Here is a 21,685-nt window from a genome sequence, read left to right on the forward strand (position 1 = left end):
CCACACTAGCAGTCCGAGCCGCCCTCCGCAAGCGCAGTGAAGCGCTTCGATCGGCTGGTTCGGATACTTAGATGGACTCGCCAGCTGGCCGGTGCTTCGCGCTCCGTTCCCCGCTGGCCCTAAGAAAGTTACACACATGCAAACGGAAACACAAATACGCAGGTCAACGCCCTCTCGAAGAGTTAACCGGAAGGTTCGGGCCGATCTCTCGCCCGGCGTCGATCGCGGTCTCGTCATATCGCCTAGACTGAGGACGCCCGTCACCAAAGGTGGTGCGGCGCAGAACCAGGCGTGTCCGGAGGTACCCAGTGTTCGAATGGTCAGATACCGACCGCATGATGCGCACCGCTGTCCGTGAGTTTCTCGACAAAGAAGTGCGCCCGCATATCGACGAGCTCGAACACGGCGATCTCCCTCCCTACGCTCTCCTGCGCAAGCTGTTCGCCTCATTCGGCATCGATGCCCTAGCACGCGATTCCGTCACGAAGCTGCTCGAGAGAGAAAAGGCGGCTGCCGCGACTACTGAGGACCGCGCGAAGACATCTTCCCCAGGCCCACTATCAGTTCGCGGACAAGAGTCGCTCGGCATGATTCTGTGCAGTGAGATCTGCGGGGTCTCCATGGGGATGTTCGCCGCTATGGGCGTCAGCCTTGGTCTTGGCGCGGCGACGATCCAAGCGCACGGGACGCTAGCGCAAAAGGAACGCTGGCTGCCGCAGCTCGTCACCATGGAAAAGGTTGCCGCTTGGGCACTGACGGAGCCCGACTCAGGATCTGACGCGTTCGGCGGGATGAAGACGAACGTTCGCCGCGACGGGGACGCTTACATTCTCAACGGACAGAAGACGTTCATCACCAATGGCCCTTATGCGGACGTTCTTGTGGTTTACGCCAAGCTTGACGAGCAGGACGGCACGCCCGTGCGTGATCGAAAGGTACTGACCTTCGTCCTTGAGAAGGGCATGCCTGGCCTCACACAATCCCCGCCAATGCGCAAGATGGGCCTGCACTCCTCCCCGACTGGTGAGTTGTTTTTTGATGATATTCGGCTGACCACTGCGCATCTCCTTGGTGAGACCGAAACACATGCGGCATCCGATGGCCGGATGAGCGCGAAGCAAGGGTTCGTCACCGAACGTATCGGTGTCGCAGCCATGGCTCTCGGCGTCATCAACGAATGTCGTCGTTTGTGTGTGGAGTACGCGAAGGTCCGAAAACTTTGGGGGACGCCGATCGCGGACTTTCAGCTGATCCAGTTAAAGCTCGCAAAAATGGAAGTCGCACGTGTCAACGTCCAGAACATGGTTTTTCAGGCCATCGAGATGGCACGGAACGGCAAACAGCCCACGCTCGCGGAAGCGTCTGCAATGAAGTGGTATGCGTCTGAGACTGCCACGGACGTCGCGATGGATGCGGTGCAGTTGTTCGGGGGCAATGGCTACATGGCCGAGTATCGAGTTGAGCAACTCGCCCGCGATGCAAAGTCGCTGATGATTTATGCCGGCAGCAATGAAGTACAAATCACGCACGTCGCGAAAGGACTGCTCGAACGATGACGACCGGACCGGACAATCGCGAAGCGCCACCGTATCTGACGATGGCCAACATGGCGATCGAACACATGCTAGCTCCGGCGCACCGCATGGGCGTCACCATCGTTGAACTTGAAGAGGGGCGCGCAGCGGCGGAGGTTCCTGTCGAGGGCAATACAAACCACGTGGGCACGATCTACGCGGGCGTGCTTTTCACCGTCGCCGAGGTCCTCGGGGGTGCAATATGTCTTCCAACTTTCGACAGCACCCAGTTCTACCCGATCGTTAAGGACGTCCAGATACGATTCCGCCGCCCAGCAACCACGCGAATCCGGGCCACAACCGCACTGGACTCTGGCACCGTCGAGAAGGTGAGCGCAGCGGCGGCCGCCAACGGTAAAGCAGACTTCGAACTCGACGCCGAACTCACCGATACGGCCGGCACTGTCGTCGCCACCACACATGGCGTTTACCAACTGCGCCGACACGGCACCTAGAAATCGCTCAGACTCCCTCAGCGCGGCACAGTACGCCGACACGCCCCGCCGATTAATGCGGGATTCACGTGCGCAACTCCGCATTCATTCTGTTCCTCGCTGTATCCGCACCATTCACTCAGACGTCATATGCGCTTCGGATATTGCACGGATTGCAGTGTTCCGCTTAGTGCGACCTGCTGACAGTCCATCCCGAATGGAGCCCGGCTGATGTCTGAACCTATACCCGGTGGCGCAATGACGGCTGCGCCCACCTCGGGTGCGCCACAGCGCGAAGCGCGCGGGCCGCTCGACTTTTTGCCGCTCGGAGCTTCGGCACAGAAGTTCGCCAACTGGCTAGGTGTTGCCGCGGGGATCTATGTACTGATCACCGCCGTAAGCCTGATCGGTGGCGGGTTCAAGGCCGCGACCGGAGATCAGGCCGGCCAGCTGTTCCAATTCGCCTCGAATCCATTCATCGCTCTGATGATCGGTGTCCTGGCAACCGCCGCAACACAGTCGTCGTCGACGACGACCTCGATCACGGTCGGTCTTGTTGCTGGCGGTCTGCCGCTCGAGATCGCGATTCCAGTGCTCATGGGCGCGAACATCGGTACCACTCTGACGAATACGCTCGTGAGCCTCGGCATGGTGCGCGATCGCGACGGCTTTAAGCGCGCGTTCGCGGCCGCCACAGTGCACGACTTCTTCAACCTGATCGCAGTGGCGATTTTCCTGCCTCTCGAGCTGATGTTCGGCCTCCTCGCGCGCAGCTCAGCATGGCTTGCCGACCAGACCTCCGGCACCGACGGGGGGATCTTCGCCACCGTTTTCGGTGGGATCGGAGCCTTCGTCAAGGCCGTGACGACACCTGGCGCGGACGCCGTGAAGTGGAGCACTTCAGCGTTGCCGGATCCCTGGTACGGGATCGCGCTTATCGTCATCGGGATTGCGCTGATCTTGTTCGTCATCAGCTTCATCGGGAAGTTGCTCAAGGTTCTGATGGTCGGCAGGGCCGCCGATGTCCTGCACACCGCAATCGGACGGGGTCCGCTCACTGGCATCGGTTCCGGCGCGATTGTGACAGTGATGGTGCAGTCATCTTCGACGACAACGAGTCTCGCGATTCCACTTGCCGGGTCCGGGCAGTTCTCGCTGCGCCAGATCTATCCTTTTACGATCGGCGCAAATGTCGGCACAACTGTGACCGCGCTGATCGCGGCGTTTGGTTTTACGGGCATTGAGGCCTCGCTCGCGTTGCAGGCCGCGTACGTCCATCTGCTTTTCAACTTGTTCGCGACAGTCGTGATATTCGGGCTTCCCTTCCTGCGGAACGTACCGATCAGGGGAGCGACCTGGCTCGCCCAGCTGGCGACGGATAACAAGCTGTACGCAGCGGCGTGGGTGCTCGGCGTGTTCGTCGTCATCCCGCTGGTTCTCATCCTGCTGACTGTCATCTTCTAGTGAGGCTCACATGACTGACACACCGAACCCCCCATCAAGCCGCCCCGGGGCTGATCTCGATCGTGAACTCGAGCAACTTCTCGCTGAGGCGGAGGAGACCGTGGTCCGGCTCCGCCGTGAGCTACAACACCGTCGCGCTTTCGCGGCGCAGCACGCGGAGATCGAGCGACTAGACGAGCACATGGCCAATGCCCGTGTGCGCTGGAGCGAGGTGCGGGCGTTTTTCGAAGACGTTTTGCGCCAGCTTGTGGCCCGCGAAGACCAACGTGGCGGCACCACCGGAGGAGAACAGTGATCTCGGCCAACACATACCGCCGCAGTCTGCTCAGCGCCTCGGCGGTGGCACTGGCACTCACCGCTGTAACGGCGTGCAGCAGCTCGCAGGCTGATTCGCTGATTGAGGTGTCGGGCTCATCGACTGTTGCGCCGATCACCGAGGCGATAGCGCAGGACGGGGGCTTTAGCGTCAGCGTCACCGCGGAGGGCACGGCCGACGGGTTCGCGCGGTTCTGTGCCGGCGAAACGCCGATTAACAACGCATCTGAAGCGATCCCCGGCTCGGGACAGCGGACCGATTTTGTGGCGATGTGCGCCGAAAACGGTGTCGAGTTCATCGAACTTCCGATCGCGCTCGACGCGCTCAGCGTCGTCCGGAACGAAGCCAACAGCTTCGCTGCTGATATGACGCTCACGGAATTGAGGGAAGTATGGTCGCCTGGTTCGGCGGTGACGCGCTGGAGCGACATCCGTCCTGACTGGCCAGACGAGCCCATCAACCTTTATGGCAGGCCAGATGGCTCGGGTACCTTCGACTACTTCACTCACTTCGTCGTGGGTGAAAGTGGGGAGATTCGGGAAGACTATCGGGCCACCGACGACATGTCTGAACTTGCTCGCTGGATAGCCGAGGACGCGAATGCGCTCGGGTTCATGGGAGTCGGCAACTATCTCGCTGCGGACGAAGAGTTCCGCGACCGGATTTCGAATGTCGCGGTGGACGGCGTGGCTCCTAGCCGCAGCAACGCGCAGGATGGCTCCTACGTGCCGCTTACCCGCCCCCTGTTCATTTACGTATCGGCGACGGCGGCTGCGGACGAATCGGTTGTCGCACTCGTCGAGTATTACCTCAGATCAGTGCAGAGCATGCTGCCCCGCGTCTTCTTCTACGGCCTACCCGAGGAGGCGTACCCGCTGGTGCAGCAACGGTTCACAGACCGTGCTACCGGCACGATGTTCGACGGCGACCCATTCACGGACCGACCGATCATGGAGGTTCTTCAGGCGGAGTGACAGGTCAGCCCAGTTCAGTCTGGGCCCAGCAGCGGCCCCAGTGGCCCGAGGTCGATGTTGAGGTCAGCGGGGGTCAGACCGAAGTGGTCGAGCAGTTCCTGCATCTTCTCGTCCAGCAGCATGAGTGTTTGACCGATTGCCTCGACCTGGTCGTCGGTGAGGTCACCTGCGTCCACTCGGCGCAGCGCCTGGCGCTCCATGAGCTGGCGCAGCAGTTCAACGATCGTGAGGACGAGGCTTGCGAGCCCTCGCTCGACGGATTCGGGGGTCGCGTCGATGCGGCGGGTGAGTTCATGCTCGGGCCGCGCTGACTCATCACCCGCCGGCGTCATGGTCTTCTTGCCTTAGCGCGGGTTCGAGAGCGCTCACGGAGGAGATCAGCGTGCGCAACGAGATTCGCACTAAGTCAACATCCGCGATCGATAGGGTGATATCGCCACTGATCACGACTCCCCCAGCGAGCACGCGATCCAGGAGATCAACGAGCGCGATCCGGCGTTCCGGCTCAGCACGCGTTGCCGGTTCATATCGGGCGACGTCACTCATGGCGTCCTCGGTTCGCCTTGTGCCACCCCTTGAACGGCTGCGGTAAACGAATACGGCGGCCAGGGGCCAGTGAGGACTAAACGTAATGTACTGCTATTCATCTCGTTGACTGCGGCAACGAAATCGTCAGTGCGAGAGTGGTCGACGAGGTACGCCCCATTGAGCAGGACGGGTTCGTCGGTGCCGGCTAGCTGAGGACTGGGGGGAGGCTGGCGCCGAGCACCGACCGCGTAGCGGCAGAGCGTTTCGTGGACGGCGGCCGCTTCTTCGGCTGCCGCCCGGTCCGCTTCTTGCCTCGCTGACAGTTCGGATCGTCTGCGTTTGAGATACGCAGCGCCCGCTCCGCGCGGTAATGCGCCGGTGGACCGCTGGCTGCGCGGCATGCCTGACGGGACCGGGGTGGTTTCACCTTTGCGCACGTGCGCTCGTACTCCCCATTCCGATCGGCCGTCGATCAGCTGCAGCGCACTCGTGAATTCAGCCGAATGCTCTGCAAGTACTTCGCGCACACGGTCATCGTCGTGGCAGACGGTCGCTAAGCGCAGCGGCACCGCGGGAACGAGTTCAGCGACCGCGGCAATAACCGTGTCGTGCGCCCGGGCTACCCGCTCAAGCCAGGTGAGGTTTTCTAAGTTGCGGTGGAGCGCCTCTTCACCAAACTCGTCGAGCCTAACCCGGCCCACGATTGCAGTGAGGCCTGCACCAGAAACCGCGTACACACGTTCACCATCGACCCCCGCAATGGAAGGCAGCCACGAACCTGAAGAATCTGGGCGGTCCAATGCACCAGAGCCTTCAGGATCGCGGTCCTCCAGTTCGCCGTCTCCGGCGGAGACCACCGCGTAAAGCCAGACGCCGGTGTGATCACTCATCGTTGCGCGCCTTCTTCTTCCGCGATACCGCACGGCGAGGTTCTTTGACTTCCTGCTCTAGTTCTGCGAGCCGCGACCGCAATTCCTCGTTCTGCTCCTCAAGTTCTGCCGTGCGGCTGCGGCCAGTCAGCCAGGGATCGTGTTCCCACCAATCGATGCCCACCTCCTTGGCCGTTTCCAGAGACGCGACAACGAGCCGCAGCTTGATCGTCAGCAGCTCAATGTCCAGCAGGTTGACCTGGATATCGCCTGCAATAACCAGCCCCTTATCAAGGACACGTTCGAGGATGTCGCCAAGATTCGCCGAGGAGCTGCCGCCACCTCGGTAGGTAGCGGGCAGTTCGCTGCCGCCGCGGGCAATTGTCATTGCGCCTCATCTCCGCGGCCGCGCATGTAACGCTTGGTCCGCCGCCAGGACAGCAGGGTCCCCTCCTGGTCGAGTTGTACTTCGTACAACGCCAGGATGTCCGCTGAAGAGGGCACCCTGTGATCTTCGATGACCTCAACTTCGACTTCCCAGCCCTCGTCGGTGGGCGCGAGCGAAGTCACCGCTTGGGGTTCTTTTCCAGTGAGTTGCGCTAGGTTGCGCGCAGCTACCTGCGCTGCATCCAGCGGCTCCAGCGCAGAATCGCCATCGGAGGCGCCTTTTTCAGTCGCCATCGTCACGCGCACCACCTTCCGTTTCGCCTGGTGTGCTCTCGCGCGGTGCTCGTGCCCGGTCGAGGATTTCTCGCTGCGCCTGAGCCTCCTGCTCCGCCGAGATCTCCCCCGCTGCCCGGCTGGCAGCGAGGACTTCGAGATCCCGGCGGATCGCACCGGTTGAACGCATCTCTTCATCGACTTGATCACGGATAATCTCGGCCACCGCGACCACGCCACGCACTGGCAGTAGGGGCAAACCGAGAATTCCCGAGATAAGTCCCATGGCTCACGCCTCGGGTGATTGGGTGACGACAAAGTCGTACGCGGCGATCGGCCCATAGAGCGTGACGTCGGCGCGCTCGCTCCAGCTTTTCGCGAGTTCGCCAACTGCCTGCTCAAGATCCTGTTGCCGGTCTCGCTCCATAAGCAGCGCGATGCCAAAGGCGTCCAGTTCGTGGGTCGGATTTCGGACGCTCGATGCTGTCGCTAGGGGCCTAAGCAGTTCCCCCGCGGCTTCGGTGTCGGCCTGCCGTTTGGCTTCGATCGCCGTACTTATCAGTTCTCCGAGTGCGAGGCGGGTCTCGCGGGTCGCGTCTTCAGGCTGCCCGACGAGTGATTCGCGTAGCTTCGCCGCATCCTCGTTCTCGGTCAGAACCTCGCGGAGAATCGATTCTTCGATGTAGCGCGCTTTTACGAGAAACTCCACTTTGCCTTCGAGTTCCCGCAGTGCCGAGCGGAGCTGTTCCGTATTCGGCTCAATCAGCTCGTCAATGACGGCCTGCTCGTCAGTGACCACCGCGCCGAACGAGAATGGGAGCACCGTCGTCTTCGCCGCGACCTCATCCAGGACGCGTGCGTGCGCCATCAAGTCTTCGGGCTGCCCTAGGGGCTGGCTGACCTGGACGTCGCTGACGAGCGCGGCGACGGAGCCGTGCTGTACCTTCCTGACAGTTTGCTCTCCGCCACCAACCACGGGTCCACCGTTGGAAACATCCTTCGCCTCATCCCCCTCGCTTGCTGCGACGATCCCGTAGACGTAGACGGCAGTGCGCTCCTGCTGGCGTGTGCTGGCTTGCTCACTCATCAGGAACTCTCCTTCTTGGAGCGCCGACTCGAGGCTTTTTCTTTTTCCTTGTCGTCATCACTGTTCAGAATGTCGCCCACTTTCTCTCCGGCAGCTTCGAGGACACCCTTCGTCTTAGATTTCGCCCCTCCCGCAGTAACACTCTCAGTCAGGTCACCGAGATCTTTGGGCTCTTCGGTTCCCAATTCGAGGCGGTTGACGGCCTCAGCGAATCGGAGGTAGGTGTCAACGCTTGCGACGACGATTCGGGCGTCGATCGTCAGTAATTCGATGCCCACAAGAGAGACACGCACGAACGCGTCGATAACGAGGCCTTTGTCAAGGATGGTGTCGACGACTTCGGCCAAGTCCGAGGAGTTGGGGCGGGCAACACTTCCGCCGCCGCCTTGCTGTGCTGGTTGGATCGCAGTTGTCATGGGGTGGTTCCTCTGCAGTTTTGCGGTCAGACCGAGCACCTATCGAGAGGTCAGCGGTCTGCGTTTGCAAGCGTCATCGTCGACGCGCGGGAGTCAACTACCCGGAATGCGCAAGGTCGGGCCTAAACTCGCCGCCCGCGAAAAGCGGTGGTCTGGCAGTACCCAGCTTTGCTGCGCTAAACCATCCATACACTCACGATAAGACAATTTTTAGCAGACTGTTCGAAATGTCTGATTCATTCGAAACAACCTCTCCAAGCACGCGAAAAAGCCCGGTGCATCGTGGATGCACCGGGCTTTTCTCGTGCGGACTAGATCAGAAGTCCATGCCGCCCATGCCGCCGGTCGGATCGGCAGCAGCCTTCTCCTTCTCCGGCTTGTCAGCGACGACGGCCTCGGTGGTCAGGAACAGAGCCGCGATCGAGGCTGCGTTCTGCAACGCCGAACGGGTCACCTTCACCGGGTCGTTGATACCAGCAGCGAGGAGGTCTTCGTACTCGCCGGTCTCAGCGTTCAGGCCGTGACCGGTGGGCAGGTTGCGAACCTTCTCGGCCACAACGCCAGGCTCGAGGCCAGCGTTGACGGCGATCTGCTTCAGCGGAGCCTGCAGCGCGACGCGAACGATGTTCGCACCGGTTGCCTGGTCACCATCGAGCTTGAGGTCATCGAGGGACGGGCTGGCCTGCAGGAGGGCCACGCCACCACCGGCGACGATGCCTTCCTCAACAGCTGCCTTCGCGTTGCGGACAGCGTCCTCGATGCGGTGCTTGCGCTCCTTGAGCTCAACCTCGGTAGCAGCGCCAGCCTTGATGACTGCGACACCACCAGCGAGCTTGGCGAGACGCTCCTGGAGCTTCTCGCGGTCGTAGTCGGAATCCGACTTCTCGATCTCGGCGCGGATCTGGTTGACGCGGCCCTCGATCTGGGCTGCATCGCCAGCACCTTCGACGATGGTGGTCTCGTCCTTGGTGACGACAACCTTGCGAGCGCGGCCGAGCAGTTCGAGACCAGCGGTCTCGAGGGAAAGGCCGACCTCTTCGCTGATGACCTGACCGCCGGTGAGGATGGCCATGTCCTGCAGCATCGCCTTGCGGCGATCACCGAAGCCAGGAGCCTTGATGGCGACTGACTTGAAGGTGCCGCGGATCTTGTTGACGACGAGCGTGGACAGTGCCTCGCCCTCGACGTCCTCAGCGATGATCGCGAGCGGCTTGCCCGACTGGATGACCTTCTCGAGCAGCGGCAGCAGATCCTTGACCGTCGAGATCTTCGACGAGACAAGAAGGATGTAAGCGTCCTCGAGGACGGCTTCCTGACGCTCCGGGTCGGTCACGAAGTAACCCGAGACGAAGCCCTTGTCGAAGCGCATACCCTCGGTGAGTTCGAGCTGCAGACCGAAGGTCTGAGCCTCTTCCACCGTGATGACGCCTTCCTTGCCGACCTTGTCCATCGCCTCTGCGATGAGCTGGCCGATCTGCGGGTCACCTGCGGAGATACCAGCGGTAGCAGCGATCTGCTCCTTGGTCTCGATCTCCTTGGCCGTGTCGAGCAGCCGCGAAGTGACCGCCTCGACTGCCTTTTCGATGCCGCGCTTCAGCGCCATCGGGTTTGCACCCGCTGCGACGTTGCGCAGGCCCTCGCGCACAAGCGCCTGGGCGAGAACGGTTGCGGTGGTGGTGCCGTCGCCGGCGACGTCGTCAGTCTTCTTGGCGACTTCCTTGACGAGCTCAGCACCGATCTTCTCGTACGGGTCTTCGAGCTCGATTTCTTTAGCGATGGAGACACCATCGTTGGTAATGGTGGGAGCGCCCCACTTCTTTTCCAGAACGACGTTGCGACCCTTGGGTCCCAGCGTCACCTTGACTGCGTCGGCGAGAGCGTTGAGCCCCCGCTCGAGGCCACGGCGTGCCTCTTCGTCGAACGCGATGATCTTGGCCATTGCGTAGTGATCCTCCGGTTAGGGGGTGACACGATGCTGGCCAGGCGCGGTGCCCGCGACGGACGGCTGGGGGTGTCAGCCCCGGCCTCACCGTCCCGACCTAGCACTCGCATGTCTTGAGTGCCAGCTCCATGTTTAGCACTCGGGCCATGCGAGTGCAAGATCCTAGGGAATCAAGTTTGATCGGTTACGTTTGCCTGCGTGCCCCACCCCTCCCCGACTGGCTCGTCGCCGCTCCCGCCACGCGACGGAGTGGACGCCGCGTGGGTGCGTTTTCCCGACTTTTCGCCGTGGGCGACGGTCGGCGCGGCCATTCACGCAAAGTACCCGGAGCACTGGAATCGCTTCGCCGACCGGCTCCGCCGGGGTGCTGTCGTCGACATGCATGGAACACCGGTAGACGCGGAGACTCCACTTCGCCGGGGCATGACACTTTTTTACTATCGCGACCTTCCCGCCGAGGAACCTGTGCCGTTCACCATCACTGTGCTCTACCAGGACGAGAACATCGTCGTCGCAGACAAGCCCCATTTCCTCGCGACGATGCCCCGCGGCCGACATGTGACCGAGACCGCGACGGTACGGCTACGGCGGCAACTGAACCTGCCTGAACTCACCCCGGCGCACCGGCTGGACCGGCTAACCGCGGGTGTCCTCGTTCTCACCGCTCGGGCGCAGGTCCGGGGCGCGTATCAAGAGCTGTTCGCCCGTCGCGAAGCCGAGAAGGAGTATCTCGCTCTCGCCGCGTTCCGTCCGGCTCTCACGCTGCCCCTCACGCGGCGGTCGAGGATTTCCAAAGCGCCCGGAGCGCGGCAGGCGCACGAAATAGCGGGCACACCGAACGCGATCACGCACATCAGTCTCGACGCACACGACGGACGCACCGCCAGGTACCGGCTGCGGCCGGAGACCGGCCGGACGCATCAAATCCGCATTCACATGTGCGCGCTCGGCATCCCGATAGTGGGAGATCCCCTGTATCCCGAGGTCAACCCCGAACCAGCGGGATTCACCGAACCCCTGCAACTGCTGGCGCGCCGGCTCGCTTTCACCGACCCGATCACCGGCAGGCACCATGTTTTCGTGAGCGAGCGGGAGCTCACGTTGAGTTGATGGATTTCAGCAGGTGCGGCAAGTCGGCAACCGAATCGATCACATGATCCGGCTGGTGCTCAGCATCCTCGAGCAACTCCGGCCGGTACTTGCCAGTGCGCACGAGCACGCCGGTCATCCCGGCCGCCTGTCCTGCAAGCACATCGGCGTTGATGTCGTCACCGACCATCGCGATTTCGCTAGGTGCGACGTTCATGAGTTCCGCCGCCGTCGCGAAAGCGCGTCCGGAGGGTTTACCGACGACCGTGACTGATCGCTTTCCAACCATTTCGAGGCCCGGCAAATACGCGCCAACATCGAGCTTGAGCCCTTCCGACGTCGTCCAGGAAAGCGCCCTGTGCATCGCAATAACCGGCAGGCCCTGAATCATCAGTTCTGCGACCCGGCTGAGGTTTTCGTGCGAGAATACCGTGCCAGCACCGCCCAGAATTACGACGTCGGGTGATTCCTCGGTGAACTCGATCCCCGCCATATCAGTTCGGACATCCCCAGCGTTGAGAAGCCAGCACCGCGAGCCTGGGTGCTGCTTGCGGACATACTCAGCCGTGAGTTTTGCGGCTGTGACGATTTCCGCTGTCTCTGCGGGGATGCCGCATTGCCACAGGCGCATGGCGATGTCGGCCTGCGTGAGAGACGTTGTACTTGTCAAAAATGCGCTTGCGTAACCCGATTCAACGACTGTCCGCACAGCGTCAGCGGCACCAGAAATGGGCCGCCAGGAAGTCACGAGCACGCCGTCGATATCGAACAGCACACCCTTGATCGCCATATCCCGAGAGTACTGACTCGCCCCCGCCAGCGGACCCCTGTCACAAGAAATTCACGCGGCCGAAAAAGCGCCGGTCAGGGTCGTGACGATTACGCCCGGTGCGTCGGCTTCAGTGAGCCGCCCGGCGGCGGTTTCTTCCACCGCGCAGTGCATCACGCTGTAATACACGGCCAGGAGCCAGGACTCAGGGAGATCCGCGCGAAATGCGCCGCACCGCTGACCGGCACGAATCACCGCCTGCACGCGAGTTAGAGGCAGATCGTGCAATTCGCGGATCCGCTCAGCTGTTAAACACTCTTGAGCCGCGACGAGCAGCCCTTTGGTTTGCCCGACGACATGCCAGGTCGCGCGCGCAAGCGCCGCCAGGTCGGCGTGCGGATCGTCACCCTGGATGCCGACGCCGCTCAGGATGCGCTCCGCCTCTCCGATGGCGGTTTCGAAGACTGCGTCGATAAGTTCGGTGCGGGTACAGAAGTGGCCGTACAGGGTGACCCGCCCGACACCTGCCCGCGCCGCGATGGCGCCCATGCTGGCCTCGGGTTCGAGCGCCAACGTCGCACGGGCCGCGCCGAGGATCGCCTCGCGGTTACGCCGTGCATCTGCCCTCATCGCGCCCCCTAACTCATACAGCCGTGTTTAGTTTACTGCTAGGGTCTAACTCGAACATTGATGTACAACTTAAGGGGCTAGCATGCGAAATACACCCAAGCGCGTGGTCGTCCTGGGCGGTTATGGCGCCGTCGGCGCACACACGACCGCACTTCTCCGCAGCGCAGGCCACACCGTGATCACGACGGGCCGTGACCCTGCCCGCGCCGATCATTTACTCAACATTCGCGACCACGCAGCGGCCGCGGCGATGGCACGCGGCGCGGACATTGTCATCAACGCCACCGGCGCCGAGGATCCCGGGCTCGCCATGTCCGTCACTGGCGCAGGCGCGGTGCTCATTGATATCACCGCCACACAGAGTTACCTGGAAGACCTTGCACGGCATCACCACACGGCACCGATACTGGTCAGTGTCGGCGTTGCACCAGGGATCACAAACCTGCTCGCTGCAGAGCTTCATCGGCGCACGCCCGGGCCCATCGACATCGTCATCATGCTGGGCGCAGGAAAGAAACACGGCGCGGCGGCCACCGAATGGACCAACAGACTCGTCGGTGCGCACTTCACCACTCCCGACGGCACGCGCGTCCGAAACTTCAGCAGTTCACGCGTTTTTCGCCTGCCCAACCACGGTCGCCGGCGCGCATACCGGGCCGACTTCTCTGACCAGCATGTCCTGAGCCGTGACCTCGGGACACCTGTGCGCAGCTATTTTTTGCTCGATTCACGCGCCGCCACGGGCGCGCTCGCAATTCTCACGCGCTTACCGGGGCCACCACGGATGCCTGCGGGAATGCCCGTGCCTGGAGCGACGGATCGCTTTCTTCTCCTCGCTCGCGCGACCAGCGGCGAGGCTGTTTACGTACCGGGACGGGAGCAATCCCGCGCCACCGCCGCCGTCACCGCGGCGATGGTCACCTTCGCACATCGGCTCCAGCCGGGGATCCAGCACATTCACCACATCGCAGAGCTAGATGAGGTTGCACGCATTACCGGCCTGACCGTGGGCCAACAGTCCTAGCCAGATGCGGCGTCCCCGTCGAGAATTGCCGGGACCTTCGCGAACCACTCGAGGACCGCTTTTTCGTATGCAATACCGAACTCGAGTGTCGCGCGGCCGAAAGGTGTCATCTCAGCTCCCCCAGGATGCAGCAGGTAGTTTCGCAACCGGTCTTCATGCTCCGCGCGATGACGGGCGAGCATCGCGTCGATCTCAGCGCGATCCAAGAAATCTCCAAATGTCAGCGTGAGCAGCATTGGGACGCGGATGGTGTCGCTGCCTGGCTCCCGGGAGATCCAGTCCCTAAATGCCACCCGGCCCGCGTCAGTGAGGCTGTACGGCACGCGCTCGCGCGCCCCCGCCTCGCCGCGCTGCACGAGCCCGGCCTCGGCCATTGCCGCGAGTTCGCGGTACACCTGACTGCGCGTCACAGTCCAGAAGTCACCGATGCGCTCCGCAGCCAGTGCGGCGAGATCCCACCCAGACATTGCCCCTTGATGCAGAAAACCCAGCAGCGCCGCCGCTGTCGAGTTGATTCGCCGACTCACCCGCACTCCTCATCACCGCACCTTGACATTCCACTGTGGAAGGTCGATAGTTAATCGTAGACCTTCCACAGTGGAATGTGGCAAACCGGGAGGAATGATGAATATCGCCGACGGCGTACGCGCCTCGAACCACGACCGCGAGCGCGCCATCGCAGCCCTCAGCACCCACGCAGCTGACGGCCGGCTCACCTTCGAGGAGTTCGAGCAGCGTGTCGACCACGTATACCGCGCTGTGACGACCGCGGAGGTCGACGCTGTGCTCCACGACCTGCCAGCCGCCCAGCGCACTCCCGGCACCGCTCGCAACCGCCAGCTTCGGCTTCCGGTTTGGCTTCACGCGGAGTGGCGCGCCTGGCTTGGCGTCGGCATGCTGTGCATCGCAATCTGGCTGGCCACTTCACTGGCCGCAGGCACGCTGCTCTATCCGTGGCCGATATGGGTCATCGGGCCGTGGGGCGGTGTCCTGCTCGCGCGTTCTCTAGGGCCCGAGCGGGCACTGTGCACTCGCCGCTCTCACCGGTACCAGCGGTACAACCGCCAGCCAGCAAGCGCTGCGGCACCACCAAGTGCGACCAGCACGAGCAATTTGATTGCGACGAACAGCACAAACAACAGTGCTTCCACACCAGCCATGCACCCTGGCTTACACCTTTCCCACCAGTACCGGCAACAATGGCTGCATGCGCTCGGTCACCGAACATCAAGCAGCCATCAACGCGCTCGTCACCAGCCGGCCGGAAACTGAGGCGCGACTCGCGGCGGCGGCCGGCCGGCCGCTTGCCCGTGATGTCATCGCAACGCGGGCGCTCCCCGGTTTCGAAAACTCAGCGATGGATGGTTACGCGGTTCGCGTCGAGGACCTTGCTGGGGCGACAGCCGAGAAACCAGTGACGCTGCCTGTGGCTGAAGACATTCCAGCTGGCCGCACCGACGGTCCACCACTCGCACCTCGCACCGCCCACCGCATCATGACTGGGGCCGCCGTCCCCGCCGGCGCTGACGCAGTCGTGCCTGTCGAACTCACCGATGCTGGCACAAGCACCGTCGCTATCCGCAGTTGCCCCACACTCGGCCAGCATGTGCGCCGCGCCGGTGAGGACATCTCCGCCGGCGAGGTCGCACTGCGCCGCGGCCAGGTGCTCGGAGCACCCCAGCTCGCCCTGCTGGCGTCGCTCGGGTATGCCACGGCACCCGTCATCCCGCCGATCCGGACAATCGTGCTCTCTACGGGAAGCGAACTCGTCGCACCCGGACAGCCCCTGCGCCGCGGCGAAATCTACGAATCGAACGGCATCATGATCGCCACCGCGGTGCGCGAAGCCGGTGGTGAAGCCGCGCAGCTCCGGTTCGTCAGCGACGATCCCACTGAATTTCTCCAGACACTTCGCGACCGCGCCCCCGAAGCTGATCTCATCATCACATCGGGCGGTGTGAGCGCCGGTGCGTACGAGGTGGTCAAGGACTCGCTCACCGAGCACGGAATCGAATTTCTCAAGGTCGCGATGCAGCCTGGGATGCCGCAGGGGTGCGGCTTTTTTGAGGGGACACCCATCGTCACATTGCCTGGAAACCCGGTGAGTGCGCTGGTGTCCTTCGAAGTGTTCATTCGGCCCGCGCTGCGCCGGGCGATGGCGCTGCCTGCGCCTGAGCGTCCGCGCACGACGGCCCGTTTGACTGAGCCGGTCACCTCACCGCGCGGAAAACGGCAGTTCCGGCGGGGTGTCCTTGACCGGCAAACAGGAACGGTGAAACCCATCGGGCCGCCGGCCTCACACCATCTCCGCTGGCTCGCCTCCGCGAACTGCCTCGTTGACGTCGACGAGGACGTTACGGCCCTTCGAACGGGGGACACCGTCACTGTGTGGGACCTCGACTCGTGCTAAATAAGGCATACTCGACGCGGCATCCGGTGTGCACGCTTGCCGTACTCTGACACGTGAACCGATACTCGACGGAGAGGTGCCGACCCGAAGTGGCCCGCAAACCGACACCGCCCGGGCAAGAGCCCCCCAGCGCATTTGGACACGCGTTAACTCTGGCGCGCTCCCATATTCCACCGGTGCACCCTGCCGGGCTCCCCTTCATTGCCGCACCGCTAGCGGTCGCCGCACTCGGCCGCAAATATCCGTGGGTGCGCCGTGGCGGACTGGCACTCGCCGCAGCAAACGCCGCGTTCTTCCGGCATCCGCATCGCGTACCGCCGACACGTCCCGGTGTCGTGGTTGCACCCGCAGACGGCGAAGTCACGCTCGTTGATACGGCGGCACCACCGGCAGAACTCGGGCTCGGGACCACGCCGCGGCCTCGCGTCAGCATCTTTCTGTCGGTTCTTGATGTCCATGTCCAGCGGTGCCCGGTGGCAGGGCACGTTGCCGACGTCGTGCATCAGCCTGGCCGCTTCATGTCGGCTGATCTCGACGAAGCCAGCGACGCCAACGAACGCAACAGCATGCTCATTCGTACACCCAATGAGCATGAGGTCGTCGTCGTCCAGATCGCCGGCCTTGTGGCGCGGCGCATTATCTGTGACGCCCAAGCGGGTGACGTTCTCACACTCGGCGAAACCTACGGGCTGATCCGTTTTGGATCACGCGTCGACACGTTCCTTCCCCCCGGCACACGCGTGCTCGCAGAACGGGGCCAGCGGACGATCGGTGCGGAAACCGTTATCGCAGAACTCCCGTGACGCGAACGGGTAGCAGCCGGGGACGAAATGGCGGAGCGATGAACGACGAGGAACTGATCGGCGAGCAGGGCCGCCCGGTACGGTCCGCGGGCGTCCGGCTGGTACCCAGCGCGATAACGGTGCTGGCGATGGTCGCGGGCCTGTCGTCGATCAAGATGGCTCTCGATGGCAATGTCGGGCTCGCGATAGCGCTGATCGGGGCGGCCGCCCTCCTCGACGGTGTGGATGGCCGTATCGCGCGCTTACTCGACGCCACCACCCGAATCGGGGCTGAACTCGACTCGCTCTCGGACGCGATTTCGTTCGGGGTCGCACCCGCGCTGGTCCTGTACGTGACACTGCTCGCCGGAAACAATTTCGGCTGGGTCGTCGCGCTGATCTTTGCTGTGTCCATCGTGCTGCGCCTCGCCCGGTTCAACACGCTCATCGACGACACCGAGGCGCCTGCTTACCACAAGGACTACTTCGTTGGGGTTCCGTCACCGGCTGGTGGACTCATCGCACTCGCCCCCCTCGCCGCGTACGCGCAGTGGGGTGCCGGCTGGTGGTCGTCGTTCCCGTTGGTGGCTATCTGGATGGTCATCGCTTCGATCTTGATCGTGAGCCGAATTCCCACCCTCGCCATGAAGCAGGTTTCCGTACCCCCGCGCATGGCTGTTGCCCTGCTGATCGCGGTTGCCCTGCTTGCCGCAGGCCTGGTGACCTACCCCTATATCCTGCTCATCGCGGTCGTCTTTCTCTATCTCGGACATATTCCCTACGCGGTCCACACGCAACGGTGGGTGGCCGCACGTCCCGAAACCTGGGATATCCCGCCCTCTGAGCGCCGTGCGCTGCGTCGCTCTAATGCTCAGCGCCGGTCGCTGGCCCGGCTCGGACTGCGCAGGTCGAAGCCACGCGGCAGGTACTCGAGAGTTGCTGGGCGCGGGCGCGGACGGTAGCGGGCGCGCTCCACTCGTCTAGGCTCGTGGGCGTGAACTACGCCGAGGATGCTGCACAAGTCACGCTCGTCGCGCGGCTGAATACGTCCCACATGGATTCGCGGCGCGGCGTTGTCCGCGTTCACCCGGAGGTGCTTTCCGCTCTCGGCTTGCGGGAATGGGACGCAATAGGGTTGTACGGGACGCGCGCCACAGCCGCCGTCGTGGCACGGTCACCCGAGGGCACGGCACCGCGGGTCGCGCTGCTCGATGACGTGACGCTCTCCAACGCGGGCATCCGCGAAGACACCACCCTCGTGGTCCATCCCGTGCCAGTGCAGACTGCGCGGCGGCTGGTACTCAGTGGCTCAGCGCTGACCACCACGTCCATCGACCCTGCCACGTTGCGCCAAGCTTTGCTCGGAAAAGTGCTCACCGTCGGTGACACCGTTTCCCTGCTCCCCCGCGATCTCGGACCCGGCACCAGCAGTTCGGCTGCCACTCAAGCGCTGCGGCTTGCCGTCGGTATCACGTGGACCTCGGAACTTCTCACCGTCGTCAGCACCGAGCCCGCGGGTGCCGTGAGTGTGCAGCCGAATTCGGCGTTGTCTTGGGATTCAACAAGCGCGCCAAGCCCGAAAGGGCTCACGCGCGCGGTGAATACCGCAGGACAGCCAAATTTCAGCAGCCGCGAAACGCCCGGCCGCCGCAACGACCCGGACCCTGCCGTGCCCGCCCCCCTCGCCGAACGCAAAGCGACACTCTCAGTGGGTGATCTGGTCGGTGTCTCAGATCAGGTAAGCAAGCTCACCGACTGGCTCAGTCTCGCACTGGACGAGCCGGAACTACTCGCTTCCCTGGGAGCGTCACCCCGGCTCGGAGTGCTTGTCACTGGCCCCGCGGGCGCAGGGAAAGCAACCATGGTGCGAGCTGTATGCGCGCAACGGAACCTCGTGGAACTCGATGGACCCGGCACAGGCGCACTCGAAGCGGGCAGCCGGGCGGAAACCGTTTCACAAGCGATCAATGCCGCCGCGGGTGGCGGAGTGCTCCTCATCACCGAGGTCGACGCGCTGCTTCCGGCTGAACCCGAACCGGTATCAAGCCTGATTCTCAGCAGACTGCGCCGGGCGATCAGTGACGACCAAGTTGTCCTCATTGTCACCACCGCGCACCCGGATGCAGTGGACCGCCGTGTCCGGGGTCAAGACTTGTGTGACCGCGAACTGACCGTCGCGCTCCCGGGCAGCGCAACGCGGCGGGCACTGCTCGACCACCTGTTGCGCGATGTGCCCACATCTGAGCTGGACCTCGAAGCGGTCGCCTTGCGCACACCCGGCTTCGTCGCTGCCGACCTCATGGCCCTGCGGCGTGAAGCCGCACTGCGCGCGGCGTCTCGCGCCAGCAAGGACAGTACCGAAGCGATGATCGAACAGCGCGATCTCCTTGGGGCACTTGAAGTAATTCGGCCGCTCTCTCGCTCCGGAACCGAGGAACTCTCGATCGGCGGACTCACCCTCGAGGACGTCGGCGACATGGTGGAGACGAAGCAGGCGCTCACCGAAACTGTGCTCTGGCCCCTTCGGCACCCCGATACCTTCAAGCGGCTTGGCGTTGACCCACCGCGCGGGGTTCTTCTCTATGGCCCGCCTGGATGCGGCAAAACGTTCGTCGTCCGCGCGCTCGCGAGTTCCGGACAGTTGAGCGTTCACGCCGTCAAAGGGTCCGAGCTCATGGACAAATGGGTTGGCTCCTCGGAGAAGGCCGTGCGCGACCTCTTTCAGCGTGCCCGCAACACCGCTCCGTCGCTGGTCTTCCTCGACGAGATCGACGCGCTCGTACCGCGTCGCGGGCAAAGCACGGACTCCGGCGTGGGTGACAAGGTCGTTGCCGCTCTCCTCACTGAACTCGACGGCGCCGAGCCGCTGCGTGACGTCGTGGTGCTCGGTGCGACTAACCGGCCCGAATTGATCGACCCCGCAGTGCTTCGCCCGGGGCGCCTCGAACGGCTCGTCTTTGTGCCGCCGCCAGACAGCGAGGCTCGAGCCGCAATCCTCCGCGCTGCGGGAAGCTCCATCCCGCTCGCCGACGACGTAGATCTCGATGCACTCGCAGATGAACTCGACGGCTACTCCGCGGCCGACTGCGCCGCCTTGCTGCGCGAATCTGCACTGGCCGCCATGCGGCGCTCGATGGATGCCACCGACGTCACTGCGGAAGACGTCGCTACCGCGCGAAAAGCTGTCCGGCCCTCGCTCGACCCCGAGCAGGTGTCGAGCATCAAGGCTTTCGCGGATCGCCGTGCTGCTGAGTGATCGCACCGATGGCCCGTATGCTGCGCTGATGCCCGCCGCCCCGCAATCCCAGCACGCGCCACTGCTTCCGCTCACCGCGCTCACGACGTTTCTCGTGCCCGCCGCAGCGGTGCTGTTGCTCGCAGGTGCTGTGCCGGTGACGGTGCTCACGCCCGCATACGAAGCGGGAGTCACCGCGCTGGCATATGGCGAGCCAGTGACGGCAGGCCTGGCTGCCGTGGTCGCGGTTGTGACCGCGCGGCTCGGCGGGCGAGTCCACATGACGTGGCTGCTCGCGCTCACCGGCTTGCTGGTCGCGACGGCGCTGCTCGGGTTCTTCGGAAGTTCCGGATACTCAGGTGCCGTAACGGTGTCGTCGTACCTGGTACTCCGCAGCATCATTGCCGTGTGCGCGGGTATCGCGCTGGGCGCAGCGTTCTCGCGTGCCTGGTCGTACGAATCGCCGGTGCCCGCAATCGCAGCCGTGAGCGGGACGGGGGCCACACTTCTGCTCGCAGAGGCGCTTGCGCGCCCGGCATCGGGACTGTTTCCCGGCGCCTACCTGCTCGGCTCTACGTCTGGGGCGACTCTAGTTACCTGGTCTGTGCTCGCGTGCGCGATCTCAGCCGCCATCATGGCGATGATTCTCGATGCTGCCCCGCCCCCAGCGCTCGCGCGCGAGACGATATCCCGGGCACGGGCCGGGCTCGCTGGTACTGCGGGCATCGTAGTCATCCTTGCAGCGCTGCAGATCGCCGGAGTAGACGTACTCGCACGCGCAGGACTCTTCTGGCCGCCTGCGGCCCGATTCGCGGCTGGTGCTGCCGTGATCGCGATCCTCTTCCTCGCTACCTGGTTAGCGGCGATGTGGCTCGGTCTCAACGACAGCCCGTGGTCTGGAGCACTGCTGCTTGTCGCGACTGCCGTCGCGGCAGCCGCACTGCCAGTTATCCCAGCAGTTCCGCGCATCGGCGCGTGGTGGGTCCTTCTGGTCGTCGCCATTGTTTTTATCGCTGCCCTCGCGCTCGGCGTGGCTGTACGGCACCGCGGCTATCACGCTGTCAACGGCTTGCTCGCACTCGCTGTCGTGCCGGTAGTGGGCCTGATAGCCGGCGGCACCGCGATCGGCGTCTTCGTGCAGCTCATTCTCGTCGCACTGGGTGGCGGCTTCGCGCTCGGTGTCTGCTTGCCCGGCGCAGGCCCCGCCGCGACCCTGCTGGGCTTTGGCGTCATCTTTACGGCACACACCTACAACGCATTGCTCGGCGGGGCGCCGTCGACCGGCGCGGTTCCAGTGTCGCTGTTCACAGGCAGCGCCAACGAGATTCCGCACTCCTGGTGGGCGGTGATCCCCGAAGGATCCGGAGCGATACTTTCCGTTGCTCTCGTCGGACTATGCGGTGTGGGGGTACTCACTTGTGGCTACACCGCATACCGCTTAGCGCGCCGCGGCGGAGGACCTCCCCCTAAGATGTAAACGCA

The 21,685-nt window shown here is 63.5% G+C and carries 25 protein-coding genes; 13 read left to right on the forward strand and 12 right to left on the reverse strand.

The window, feature by feature from the left end; genetic code table 11:
• Positions 1 to 308 precede the first annotated feature (308 nt).
• The 5 genes from ONR57_RS00500 (at position 309) to ONR57_RS00520 (ending at position 4,762) form a co-directional block, all read left to right on the forward strand.
• On the forward strand, positions 309 to 1,556 hold the full coding sequence (locus ONR57_RS00500) for an acyl-CoA dehydrogenase family protein (RefSeq protein ID WP_265120848.1): 1,248 nt from the start codon (positions 309 to 311) through the stop codon (positions 1,554 to 1,556).
• The gene (locus tag ONR57_RS00505; RefSeq protein WP_265120849.1) at positions 1,553 to 2,029 is read left to right on the forward strand and encodes a PaaI family thioesterase; all 477 of its coding nucleotides are present in this window, start codon (positions 1,553 to 1,555) and stop codon (positions 2,027 to 2,029) included. Before ONR57_RS00500 ends, ONR57_RS00505 begins: the two co-directional genes overlap by 4 nt.
• A 210-nt stretch (positions 2,030 to 2,239) precedes the next feature.
• The gene (locus ONR57_RS00510) at positions 2,240 to 3,472 is read left to right on the forward strand and encodes a Na/Pi symporter (RefSeq protein WP_265120850.1); all 1,233 of its coding nucleotides are present in this window, start codon (positions 2,240 to 2,242) and stop codon (positions 3,470 to 3,472) included.
• Positions 3,473 to 3,482: 10 nt separating this feature from the next.
• Positions 3,483 to 3,767: a hypothetical protein gene (locus ONR57_RS00515; RefSeq protein ID WP_265120851.1), complete on the forward strand. Its 285-nt coding sequence runs from the start codon at positions 3,483 to 3,485 to the stop codon at positions 3,765 to 3,767.
• The gene (locus ONR57_RS00520; RefSeq protein ID WP_265120852.1) at positions 3,764 to 4,762 is read left to right on the forward strand and encodes a PstS family phosphate ABC transporter substrate-binding protein; all 999 of its coding nucleotides are present in this window, start codon (positions 3,764 to 3,766) and stop codon (positions 4,760 to 4,762) included. Before ONR57_RS00515 ends, ONR57_RS00520 begins: the two co-directional genes overlap by 4 nt.
• A gap of 14 nt (positions 4,763 to 4,776) precedes the next feature.
• On the opposite strand, the gene ONR57_RS00525 is transcribed toward ONR57_RS00520, so the two are convergent.
• The 9 genes from ONR57_RS00525 to groL form a co-directional block, all read right to left on the reverse strand.
• Entirely contained in the window at positions 4,777 to 5,094 is a 318-nt protein-coding gene (locus ONR57_RS00525) for a gas vesicle protein K (protein WP_265120853.1), read from the reverse strand.
• The gene (locus tag ONR57_RS00530; protein ID WP_265120854.1) at positions 5,078 to 5,308 is read right to left on the reverse strand and encodes a gas vesicle protein; all 231 of its coding nucleotides are present in this window, start codon (positions 5,306 to 5,308) and stop codon (positions 5,078 to 5,080) included. The genes ONR57_RS00525 and ONR57_RS00530 overlap by 17 nt, the downstream gene beginning before the upstream one ends.
• Complete coding sequence (locus ONR57_RS00535) at positions 5,305 to 6,180, reverse strand: GvpL/GvpF family gas vesicle protein (protein ID WP_265120855.1); 876 nt, start codon at positions 6,178 to 6,180, stop codon at positions 5,305 to 5,307. The genes ONR57_RS00530 and ONR57_RS00535 overlap by 4 nt, the downstream gene beginning before the upstream one ends.
• Complete coding sequence (locus ONR57_RS00540; protein WP_265120856.1) at positions 6,173 to 6,547, reverse strand: gas vesicle protein GvpJ; 375 nt, start codon at positions 6,545 to 6,547, stop codon at positions 6,173 to 6,175. The genes ONR57_RS00535 and ONR57_RS00540 overlap by 8 nt, the downstream gene beginning before the upstream one ends.
• Complete coding sequence (locus tag ONR57_RS00545) at positions 6,544 to 6,840, reverse strand: gas vesicle protein (RefSeq protein WP_265121034.1); 297 nt, start codon at positions 6,838 to 6,840, stop codon at positions 6,544 to 6,546. Before ONR57_RS00545 ends, ONR57_RS00540 begins: the two co-directional genes overlap by 4 nt.
• On the reverse strand, positions 6,830 to 7,105 hold the full coding sequence (locus ONR57_RS00550; protein ID WP_265120857.1) for a gas vesicle protein GvpG: 276 nt from the start codon (positions 7,103 to 7,105) through the stop codon (positions 6,830 to 6,832). Before ONR57_RS00550 ends, ONR57_RS00545 begins: the two co-directional genes overlap by 11 nt.
• A 3-nt stretch (positions 7,106 to 7,108) precedes the next feature.
• Complete coding sequence (locus ONR57_RS00555; RefSeq protein ID WP_265120859.1) at positions 7,109 to 7,906, reverse strand: GvpL/GvpF family gas vesicle protein; 798 nt, start codon at positions 7,904 to 7,906, stop codon at positions 7,109 to 7,111.
• Positions 7,906 to 8,322, reverse strand: coding sequence for a gas vesicle protein GvpJ (gvpJ, locus tag ONR57_RS00560; RefSeq protein ID WP_265120860.1), 417 nt, complete (start codon positions 8,320 to 8,322; stop codon positions 7,906 to 7,908). Before gvpJ ends, ONR57_RS00555 begins: the two co-directional genes overlap by 1 nt.
• A 316-nt stretch (positions 8,323 to 8,638) precedes the next feature.
• Complete coding sequence (groL, locus tag ONR57_RS00565) at positions 8,639 to 10,261, reverse strand: chaperonin GroEL (protein WP_265120861.1); 1,623 nt, start codon at positions 10,259 to 10,261, stop codon at positions 8,639 to 8,641.
• A 201-nt stretch (positions 10,262 to 10,462) separates the two neighbouring features.
• Here groL and ONR57_RS00570 point away from each other — a divergent pair, with 201 nt between their 5' ends.
• A complete protein-coding gene (locus tag ONR57_RS00570; RefSeq protein ID WP_265120863.1) occupies positions 10,463 to 11,374 on the forward strand; it encodes a pseudouridine synthase in 912 nt (303 codons plus the stop codon).
• Here ONR57_RS00570 and ONR57_RS00575 read toward each other — a convergent pair.
• On the reverse strand, positions 11,361 to 12,143 hold the full coding sequence (locus tag ONR57_RS00575; protein WP_265120865.1) for an HAD-IIA family hydrolase: 783 nt from the start codon (positions 12,141 to 12,143) through the stop codon (positions 11,361 to 11,363). The genes ONR57_RS00570 and ONR57_RS00575 overlap by 14 nt on opposite strands.
• A gap of 51 nt (positions 12,144 to 12,194) precedes the next feature.
• Positions 12,195 to 12,752: a TetR/AcrR family transcriptional regulator gene (locus ONR57_RS00580; protein WP_265120867.1), complete on the reverse strand. Its 558-nt coding sequence runs from the start codon at positions 12,750 to 12,752 to the stop codon at positions 12,195 to 12,197.
• Between the two features lie 82 nt (positions 12,753 to 12,834).
• Between ONR57_RS00580 and ONR57_RS00585 the strand changes: the two genes are divergently transcribed.
• Positions 12,835 to 13,776, forward strand: coding sequence for an NAD-dependent epimerase/dehydratase family protein (locus tag ONR57_RS00585; RefSeq protein WP_265120869.1), 942 nt, complete (start codon positions 12,835 to 12,837; stop codon positions 13,774 to 13,776).
• On the opposite strand, the gene ONR57_RS00590 is transcribed toward ONR57_RS00585, so the two are convergent.
• The gene (locus ONR57_RS00590; protein WP_265120871.1) at positions 13,773 to 14,303 is read right to left on the reverse strand and encodes a PadR family transcriptional regulator; all 531 of its coding nucleotides are present in this window, start codon (positions 14,301 to 14,303) and stop codon (positions 13,773 to 13,775) included. The genes ONR57_RS00585 and ONR57_RS00590 overlap by 4 nt on opposite strands.
• A 94-nt stretch (positions 14,304 to 14,397) precedes the next feature.
• Between ONR57_RS00590 and ONR57_RS00595 the strand changes: the two genes are divergently transcribed.
• The 6 genes from ONR57_RS00595 (at position 14,398) to ONR57_RS00620 (ending at position 21,680) form a co-directional block, all read left to right on the forward strand.
• Positions 14,398 to 15,048 carry a DUF1707 domain-containing protein gene (locus ONR57_RS00595; RefSeq protein WP_265120872.1) on the forward strand — a complete coding sequence of 217 codons (651 nt, stop codon included), beginning with the start codon at positions 14,398 to 14,400 and terminating at the stop codon, positions 15,046 to 15,048.
• Positions 14,984 to 16,186, forward strand: a complete 1,203-nt coding sequence (gene glp, locus ONR57_RS00600) for a gephyrin-like molybdotransferase Glp (protein WP_265120873.1) — start codon at positions 14,984 to 14,986, stop codon at positions 16,184 to 16,186. Before ONR57_RS00595 ends, glp begins: the two co-directional genes overlap by 65 nt.
• A gap of 89 nt (positions 16,187 to 16,275) precedes the next feature.
• Positions 16,276 to 16,989 carry a phosphatidylserine decarboxylase gene (locus ONR57_RS00605; protein WP_265120874.1) on the forward strand — a complete coding sequence of 238 codons (714 nt, stop codon included), beginning with the start codon at positions 16,276 to 16,278 and terminating at the stop codon, positions 16,987 to 16,989.
• A 38-nt stretch (positions 16,990 to 17,027) separates the two neighbouring features.
• Positions 17,028 to 17,930, forward strand: a complete 903-nt coding sequence (locus tag ONR57_RS00610; protein ID WP_265120875.1) for a phosphatidylcholine/phosphatidylserine synthase — start codon at positions 17,028 to 17,030, stop codon at positions 17,928 to 17,930.
• A 92-nt stretch (positions 17,931 to 18,022) separates the two neighbouring features.
• Entirely contained in the window at positions 18,023 to 20,224 is a 2,202-nt protein-coding gene (locus tag ONR57_RS00615) for an AAA family ATPase (protein WP_265121036.1), read from the forward strand.
• 28 nt (positions 20,225 to 20,252) lie between these two features.
• The gene (locus ONR57_RS00620) at positions 20,253 to 21,680 is read left to right on the forward strand and encodes a hypothetical protein (RefSeq protein WP_265120877.1); all 1,428 of its coding nucleotides are present in this window, start codon (positions 20,253 to 20,255) and stop codon (positions 21,678 to 21,680) included.
• Positions 21,681 to 21,685: the final 5 nt, after the last annotated feature.

Origin of the sequence: Hoyosella sp. YIM 151337, from assembly GCF_026041215.1 — a bacterium.
Lineage (GTDB): Bacteria > Actinomycetota > Actinomycetes > Mycobacteriales > Mycobacteriaceae > Hoyosella.